The organism is Granulicella sp. S190 (assembly GCF_009766095.1).
In the GTDB taxonomy this organism is placed as follows: Bacteria; Acidobacteriota; Terriglobia; order Terriglobales; family Acidobacteriaceae; genus Edaphobacter.
On sequence record NZ_LMUD01000008.1, the window covers coordinates 35434 to 42214 of the forward strand.

Annotated in this window: 9 protein-coding genes; 5 read left to right on the forward strand and 4 right to left on the reverse strand. The window is 61.0% G+C overall.

What is annotated here, in order from left to right; all coding sequences use genetic code 11:
- Nucleotides 1-23 precede the first annotated feature (23 nt).
- The gene (locus GSQ94_RS03265; protein WP_254063608.1) at nt 24-1094 is read left to right on the forward strand and encodes a thioredoxin domain-containing protein; all 1071 of its coding nucleotides are present in this window, start codon (nt 24-26) and stop codon (nt 1092-1094) included.
- Between the two features lie 71 nt (nt 1095-1165).
- Here GSQ94_RS03265 and GSQ94_RS03270 read toward each other — a convergent pair whose 3' ends face one another.
- Genes GSQ94_RS03270 through GSQ94_RS03285 form a run of 4 tightly spaced genes read right to left on the reverse strand, consistent with a single transcriptional unit; the run spans nt 1166 to nt 4818 of the window.
- Complete coding sequence (locus GSQ94_RS03270) at nt 1166-1393, reverse strand: hypothetical protein (RefSeq protein WP_158941890.1); 228 nt, start codon at nt 1391-1393, stop codon at nt 1166-1168.
- A 49-nt stretch (nt 1394-1442) separates the two neighbouring features.
- Entirely contained in the window at nt 1443-2006 is a 564-nt protein-coding gene (locus GSQ94_RS03275; protein WP_158941891.1) for a DUF420 domain-containing protein, read from the reverse strand.
- Nucleotides 2007-2035: 29 nt separating this feature from the next.
- Nucleotides 2036-2992: a heme o synthase gene (gene cyoE, locus GSQ94_RS03280; RefSeq protein ID WP_158941892.1), complete on the reverse strand. Its 957-nt coding sequence runs from the start codon at nt 2990-2992 to the stop codon at nt 2036-2038.
- 59 nt (nt 2993-3051) lie between these two features.
- Complete coding sequence (locus GSQ94_RS03285) at nt 3052-4818, reverse strand: amino acid--tRNA ligase-related protein (protein WP_158941893.1); 1767 nt, start codon at nt 4816-4818, stop codon at nt 3052-3054.
- Between the two features lie 102 nt (nt 4819-4920).
- On the opposite strand from GSQ94_RS03285, the gene GSQ94_RS03290 reads away from it, so the two are divergent.
- From GSQ94_RS03290 to GSQ94_RS03305, 4 genes are all read left to right on the forward strand, one after another.
- On the forward strand, nt 4921-5181 hold the full coding sequence (locus GSQ94_RS03290; RefSeq protein ID WP_158941894.1) for an AtpZ/AtpI family protein: 261 nt from the start codon (nt 4921-4923) through the stop codon (nt 5179-5181).
- 31 nt (nt 5182-5212) lie between these two features.
- On the forward strand, nt 5213-5614 hold the full coding sequence (locus GSQ94_RS03295) for a hypothetical protein (RefSeq protein ID WP_158941988.1): 402 nt from the start codon (nt 5213-5215) through the stop codon (nt 5612-5614).
- Between the two features lie 43 nt (nt 5615-5657).
- A complete protein-coding gene (gene atpB / locus GSQ94_RS03300; protein WP_158941895.1) occupies nt 5658-6389 on the forward strand; it encodes a F0F1 ATP synthase subunit A in 732 nt (243 codons plus the stop codon).
- Between the two features lie 127 nt (nt 6390-6516).
- On the forward strand, nt 6517-6781 hold a 265-nt coding region (locus GSQ94_RS03305; RefSeq protein ID WP_158941896.1), incomplete at its 3' end, for an ATP synthase F0 subunit C.

Here is a 6781-nt window from a genome sequence, read left to right on the forward strand (position 1 = left end):
AGCGACGGCGGAGGATGGTGTCTTTGAAGATTTCAAATGGGAAGATTTCGAATTGGATGTTGGCGGGATTGATGACCGCCTTGAGCGCCGGGTCGGTGGCGGGAGCGCAGACAGCGGCAGGTGCGGCGGCGGCTCCGGCGGCGCAGAAGGCGGCAGCTCCGCCGCAGCTGCAGAGCCTCGGACAGCAGACCAAGGCGGATCCGTTTCCTCCGGTGAATCAGAAATTCTTTACGGCATCGTCGCCGACTGTCGATACAGTGAACTCTTTCCTGAAAGCGCTGTGGGGGTATGACCCAAACCGCATCTGGCGGGTAGAGGCGATCCAGACTACGCCTGCTCCGAACGTGAGCAAGGTGACGGTGTTTGTGTCGGATAAGACCCCCAACGCAAAGGTGCAGCCGACGGCGTTCTTTGTAATGCCGGATGGAAAACATGCTGTAGCCGGCGATGTGGTCGTTCCGTTTGGCGCTACTCCGTTTGCGGATCTGAGGAAGACACTGCAGGCACGTGCCGATGGGGCTACGCGCGGCGCAACGAGCAAGGATCTGATGCTGGTCGAGTTTGCGGATCTACAGTGCCCGCACTGCAAAGAGGCGCAGACGACGATGGATCAGCTGGTAAAGGATTTTCCAAACGCGCATGTGGTGTACCAGAGCTTCCCGCTGACAGAGATTCATCCCTTTGCATACAAGGCGGCGGCGTATGGGTACTGCGTGCAGAAGCAGAAGAACGATGCGTTTTTTGTTTATTCTGCGGCCGTGTTTGACGCACAGGGCGCTTTGACGCCGGAGACCGGAGACGAGACGCTGAAGAGTGCAGTGACCAAGGCGGGACTGGATCCGGCCGCGATCGATGCGTGCGCTGCGACTCCTGCAACGAAGGGTGAGGTGGATGCTTCGATCAAGCTGGCCCAGGATGTGAGCGTGGAACAGACTCCGACGCTTGCGGTGAACGGTCACCTGTTGCCGCTGACCGGGATTCCGTATGAGACTCTGAAGACGATCATCTCGTACCAGGCTTCGCTTGACGGCGTGAGCACGGGCGCGACGGGACCGGCGGTGGGTAGTACGAATCCGCCTACTCTCGGGAAGTAGTAGTTACGGATGTTTTGAGAGAAGGTGTTCTTTAGAAGGGCTCCAGCCATGACGGCTGGGGCTCTTTTTGTTTAGCGGCGGCGGTCGCCGATGAGCTTGACGGCAGCGAGAAGAAGCGTGAGGAAGCCGGTGGGGAGGCAGCCCATGGCGAGCATGAGCGAGAGCCAGCCGAGGTTGGTGTGGGGGCCTTGGTGGCGGGCGATGCCGCCGAAGCTGGTGAAGATGAGCGCGGCGGCGATGGCTCCAGTGCCGAAGATGAGAAGGCCGGTGCGGAGGAGCTTGCGAGTATCTGGCTGCATAGGGGACTGGGGCTTCGTTGAGACAGGATGCAGGGGAACAAGAACAGTGTTAGCGGTAAGAGGCCAGCATGGCGTAGACGATGACTCCCGAGACTGAGACGTAGAGCCAGATGGGATAGGTCCAGCGCGCGAGACGGCGATGCGCAGGAAAGCGGCCAGTGAGTGAGAGAAAGAAGGTAATCAGGATCATCGGAAGGCAGACGATGGCCAGAAGGATGTGGGGCGTCAACAGGATCCAGAGGTAGATAAAGCGAGCGACGGGGTATGCCTTAGGGAAGAGCATATCGCCGTGCAGAACGTGGTTGGCGATGTAGGCGACGAGGAAGACGCTGGAGACGATGAAGGCGCCAAACATGCTGTTGCGGTGAGCTGTGATCTGACGGCGGCGGATGTACCGGAAGCCGATGATGAGGAAGACGGCGCATATCGCGTTGAGGACCGCGTCTAGCGCTGGGAGGAATGCCAGATGAGTGCCAGCGACATCGACCGGCGGATGATAGTAGACCAGCCACGCGAGGAAGATCGAGGCGACCGCGCTGATGCCAATGATGGCAGCGATGACCGAGGGCGGGGTGCGGTAGTCGGGATTGACAGCGGCGATGGGTGCGGGCATTTCGTTCCTTGCTGGATGAGAGATGAGAGTTAGAAGAACAGGCGGCCCTGCGCGTTGAGGATCATGGCGAGCATGAGCAACGGGAGATAGACGACCGAGACCTTGAGCAGATTGCGCGCGAGGGCGACGTTGTCGGCGCCGTCCGGGTTGCGCACGATGCGGGCGAAGCGAATGGTGGCGAGGAGATACCAGAGACCGAGAAGCGTTGCGATGACGGTGTACGGGAGTCCGGTGATGTGCAGCCAGCTAAGCCAGAGGCTGGTGGGGATCATGAGGACAGCGTAGAAGAGTGCCTGGATGACGGTGCTCTGGGCGGCGTATTGAGTATGCGGCAGGTTCGGGGTGAGGCGAATGCCCGCGCGGGCATAGTCTTCGCGATACATCCATCCGATGGCCATGAAGTGCGGGAACTGCCAGACGAAGAGGATGGCGAAGAGGGCAACGCCTGGCCACTCGATGACGCCGCGGGCTGCGGTCCAGCCGATGAGAGGTGGAAGAGCGCCGGGGAAGGCGCCGATGAAGGTGTTGAGAGTGGTGACGCGCTTGAGCGGAGTGTAGATGGCGACGTAGCCGATAGCGGTGAGGAGGGTAAGGGTTCCGGTGAGGAGATTAGTGGTGTAGGCGAGGTACAGCGAGCCAAGAAAGATGGCCGCGAAGCCGAGGAGCAGGCCGTGCGCGAGGGAGATGCGGCCGGCGGCCATGGGGCGCGCAGCGGTGCGGCGCATGAGGGAGTCAGTCTTGCGCTCGAGAGCCTGGTTGAGCGCGCTGCTGCCGCAGGTGACGACTGCGATGCCCACCAGCGCCTGGAGGAGGCCAGCATGGAAGGGGCTGATGCCGCTGCGGAGGCTGCCGAGGTAGAAGCCCGCTCCGGCGGTGATGATGACCATGGTGGAGACGCGGAGCTTGAAGAGCGTGGCGTAGTCGGCGAGCAGGGAGTGGGGCTTCGCGGGCGCGAGGACGTGATCGGTTGTCGCGGAGGTGGCCACAGAGTAAGGATAACGCGGTTTGGACTCGGACGACGGGGTTGGCGTCGTCCGAGTGGGCGCTATTCGGCGGACTCCCCGTGGGGGGCTTCTGCGGTGTCTGCCTGTTTGACCTGGGGGCGCAGCAGGGGAAAGAGGATGACGTCGCGGATGGATTTGGAGTTTGTGAGCAGCATGGTGAGGCGGTCGATGCCGATGCCTTCGCCTGCGGTGGGGGGCAGGCCGTAGCCGAGGGCGCGAACGTAGTCTTCGTCCATCTGATGGGCTTCGTCGTCTCCGCGGGCCTTCTCGGCCATCTGCTGCTCGAAGCGGGTGCGCTGGTCGTCGGGATCGTTTAGCTCGGAGAAGGCGTTGCCGACCTCGAAGCCGCCGATGTAGAACTCGAAGCGCTCGACCCAGTCGGGCTCATCTGGCTTAACTTTCGATAGCGGGCTGACCGCCAGGGGGAAGTCATAGATGATGGTGGGCTGGATGAGCGGCTCTTCGATGCCCATCTCGCCGCCGCGCAGGGCCTCGGCCCTAAGCTCGAAGAGATCGGAGATGGCCTTGCCGTAGGGTGCGCCCTTGTCGAGGAGGAACTCGCGGACGAAGTGGCAGTCAGCGCCGAGGCGGTTGAGGGCCCGGTCGAAGGTGGACTTCTCGGGATTGGCGAACTTCTCGCCTTCGTTCAGCAGGGCGCGGAACTTCTCCGCGGAGGCGAAGTCATCGATGGTGGGCTGAACCGGCGCATGCGGCGGCCACCACTTCATGATGGCCTCGCGCATGGAGAGCTTCGTCCACTTGCCGAGGTCAATCTCGTGGCCGTTGAAGTGGGTGATTGTGGTGCCGTTGACCTCTTTGGCGACAAAGACGATGAGCTCTTCGCTGAGGGTCATCAGGTCGTGGTAGTTCGCGTAGGCCTGATAGAACTCGAGCATGGTGAACTCGGGGTTGTGGCGGGTACTGATGCCCTCGTTGCGGAAGTTGCGGTTGATCTCGTAGATGCGGTCCATGCCGCCGACGACGAGGCGCTTGAGGTAGAGCTCGGGCGCGATGCGAAGGAAGAGATCGAGGTCGAGCGCATTGTGATGCGTGGTGAAGGGAGCTGCGGCTGCGCCTCCGGCGACCTGATGCATCATCGGCGTTTCCACTTCGAGGTAGCCGCGACGGTCGAAGAACTTGCGGATAGAGCGAAGGATTGCGGCGCGCTTGACGAAGACCTCGCGGACGTTGGGGGTCTCGGGTTCTGCCGGTTCGGTGGTTGACGCTTCGCCTGGGCTGGCGGGTTTGGTCGCGCCGGTGTTCATGAAGAGATCGACGTAGCGCTGACGGTAGCGAAGCTCGGTGTCTTCGAGGCCGTGGTACTTGTCGGGCAGGGCGAGCATGGCCTTCGCGAGAAAGGTCAGCGCGGGCAGGTGGTCGAAGCTTCCGACGTGGACGGTGAGCTCGCCAGTGCGAGTGCGGAAGAGGTGGCCACGGACGCCAACGTGGTCACCGAGGTCCAGCAGCTTGTAGAGGGCGAAGGTATTTTCGCCGACGTCATCCTTGCGGACGTAGATCTGAAAGCGCTGGCCGCCCTGCTGGAGCTGCGCGAAGCCGGCTTTGCCCTGGACGCGAATGGCCATGATGCGCCCGGCGATGCTGACGTGGATGGGGTCGGCGTCAAGCTGCTCGGCGGTAAAGGAGCCGTAGGCGGCGCGTATCTCGGGGACGGTGTGGCTGGCGGCGTAGTGATTGGGGTAGGTCGCCTCGGCGTGGCTGAGGCCGTCGAGCTGGCCGAGGGCAGCGATCTGCTGGAGCTTGTCGCGGCGCTGCTGATACAGATTCTTTTCGAACTCCGACTCGTACACGGGGATTCCTTTGGCTTGATGGTGCTGACATATCAGTATAGCGAGGCGAGGAGGATACAGAAGTGTCTGGTTTGAGGCTGCGCGTGATGTAATAGTTCTGCGATGGCGGATGAGGAAGCAGGGAAGAGCGGGAGCGGTGCAGGCGGGGGGAAGGGCGCGCTTGGGGAGTTGGTAAAGGCGGAGTCGATGATTCAGCTGGCGATTGCGCTGCCGGCTGGGTGCGTGATCGGGTGGCTGGTTGGGAGCTGGCTGGACCACCACTTTCATCAGAGCTGGATGTCGATTACAGGGATCCTGCTGGGGGCGGCGGCGGGATTTATTCAGATTTTCAGGACGGCATCGCGGTATATCAAGCGTGGATAACGGGGCAGGCGAGGACGGTTTAGTGAAGACGATGGAAGACTTCAGCGACGCAGACTTCAAGCGCACGATATGGAGCGCGCTGCGGCTGCTGGTGGTGATTACCGTGATCGCGGTGCCTCTGATCTGGTGGAAGATGGGGTGGCAGTCGGCGGTGTTGCTGCTGGTGGGCGCGCTGATCTCGGGGTCGGGGCTGTTTGAGTGGCTGCGGCTGATGACGGTGGTGATGGTGCGGATGGATGGCGGGGGGAAGGCGAAGCCGCTGGGGCTGGTTTTGTTCGGTTTCTTCCTGCGCCTGGGGCTGACCGTGGTGCTGCTTTATGTTAGCCTTAAGATTCTGAATGGTTCGGTCTACGCGCTTGCCGCAGGCCTCGCTCTGGGTGTGTTTGCACTGACGGTCGAGGGTTTGAGGCTGATGAAGGCGTGGACGGTTTAGTCCGGACGTTCGCAAATTACGTTTCGCAGAAGCTCTTATTACTATGCCGACACAGACACTCTTTACCCTATTTTTGAATCGGCACTTTGGTGCGTTGACGACCTCGCTGCTTGAGGCCCTGCATGTGCATCCGAAGTACTCCGCTTATCCTATTACGGATGCGTTCGCGATGGAACTTCTGGTATTTGTCGTTCTGATCGCGTACTTCCTTCTGGTGCGCACGACGTTGAGCGTGGAGAAGCCAGCCGGCGTGCAGCACCTGGCGGAGATGACTCATGAATTTGTCTCGGAGCAGGGAGAGCAGATCATCGGGCATGGTTCGGCGCGGTTTACAAGCTACCTGACGGCGCTGTTTCTGTTTATCCTGCTGGCGAACCTGATGGGCGTGATTCCGGGGCTGAAGTCCCCCACCGCCTATGCCGTGGTACCGCTGGGTTTTGCGCTGGTTACGTTTATCTACTACCACTATCACGGGATTCGCGAGAATGGCTTTGCGTACATCAAGCAGTTTCTCGGACCGGTGTGGTGGCTGTATCCGTTGCTTTTGCCGATCGAGATCATCTCGCATCTTGCCCGCGTGCTCTCGCTGACAGTTCGTCTTTACGCGAACATGTTTGCGGGTGACCTGGTGACGATCGCATTCTTTTCGCTGGTTCCGGTTGGGATCCCGCTGATCTTCCTGGGGCTGCACCTTGGTGTGGCGGTGGTACAGGCTTATGTGTTCTTTTTGCTGGCGGCGATCTATCTGTCCCTGGCAGTGGCGCACGATCACTAGACTTTGACCTTCGCTGCGTTGGGGCCTCCTCTCGCAGCGCGCAACAACGTCGCATAGCGTGAGGGTGCCAGCACGGTGAGCATCAACCACCCACTGGCGGCGTATTCACGGAGGCAGGAGTAACACCATGAAGAAGCTGCAATATCTGTTTATGTCGTTGGCCGCGCTGCTCTTTGCAACGCCGGCTTTTGCGCAGGGCGCTGCCGCTGTAAGCCCCGGAGCCCAGTGGGTTCCACTTGCTGCTGGTCTGGGCATGGCGCTGGCTGCTGGTCTTTGCGGTCTGGGTCAGGGTAAGGCTACCGCTTCGGCAACCGAGGCGCTGGCACGTAACCCCGGCGCTCGTCCTGGAATCTTCATCTTCCTGATTCTCGGTCTGGCGTTTATCGAGTCTC

What these genes read in the sequence shown, in the direction of transcription:
- GSQ94_RS03270 (WP_158941890.1), bottom strand. Translation starts at nt 1,393, where the DNA reads ATGCAGCCAGATACTCGCAAGCTCCTCCGCACCGGCCTTCTCATCTTC.
- GSQ94_RS03275 (WP_158941891.1), bottom strand. Translation starts at nt 2,006, where the DNA reads ATGCCCGCACCCATCGCCGCTGTCAATCCCGACTACCGCACCCCGCCC.
- GSQ94_RS03290 (WP_158941894.1), top strand. Translation starts at nt 4,921, where the DNA reads ATGGCGGATGAGGAAGCAGGGAAGAGCGGGAGCGGTGCAGGCGGGGGG.
- GSQ94_RS03295 (WP_158941988.1), top strand. Translation starts at nt 5,213, where the DNA reads ATGGAAGACTTCAGCGACGCAGACTTCAAGCGCACGATATGGAGCGCG.
- atpB (WP_158941895.1), top strand. Translation starts at nt 5,658, where the DNA reads ATGCCGACACAGACACTCTTTACCCTATTTTTGAATCGGCACTTTGGT.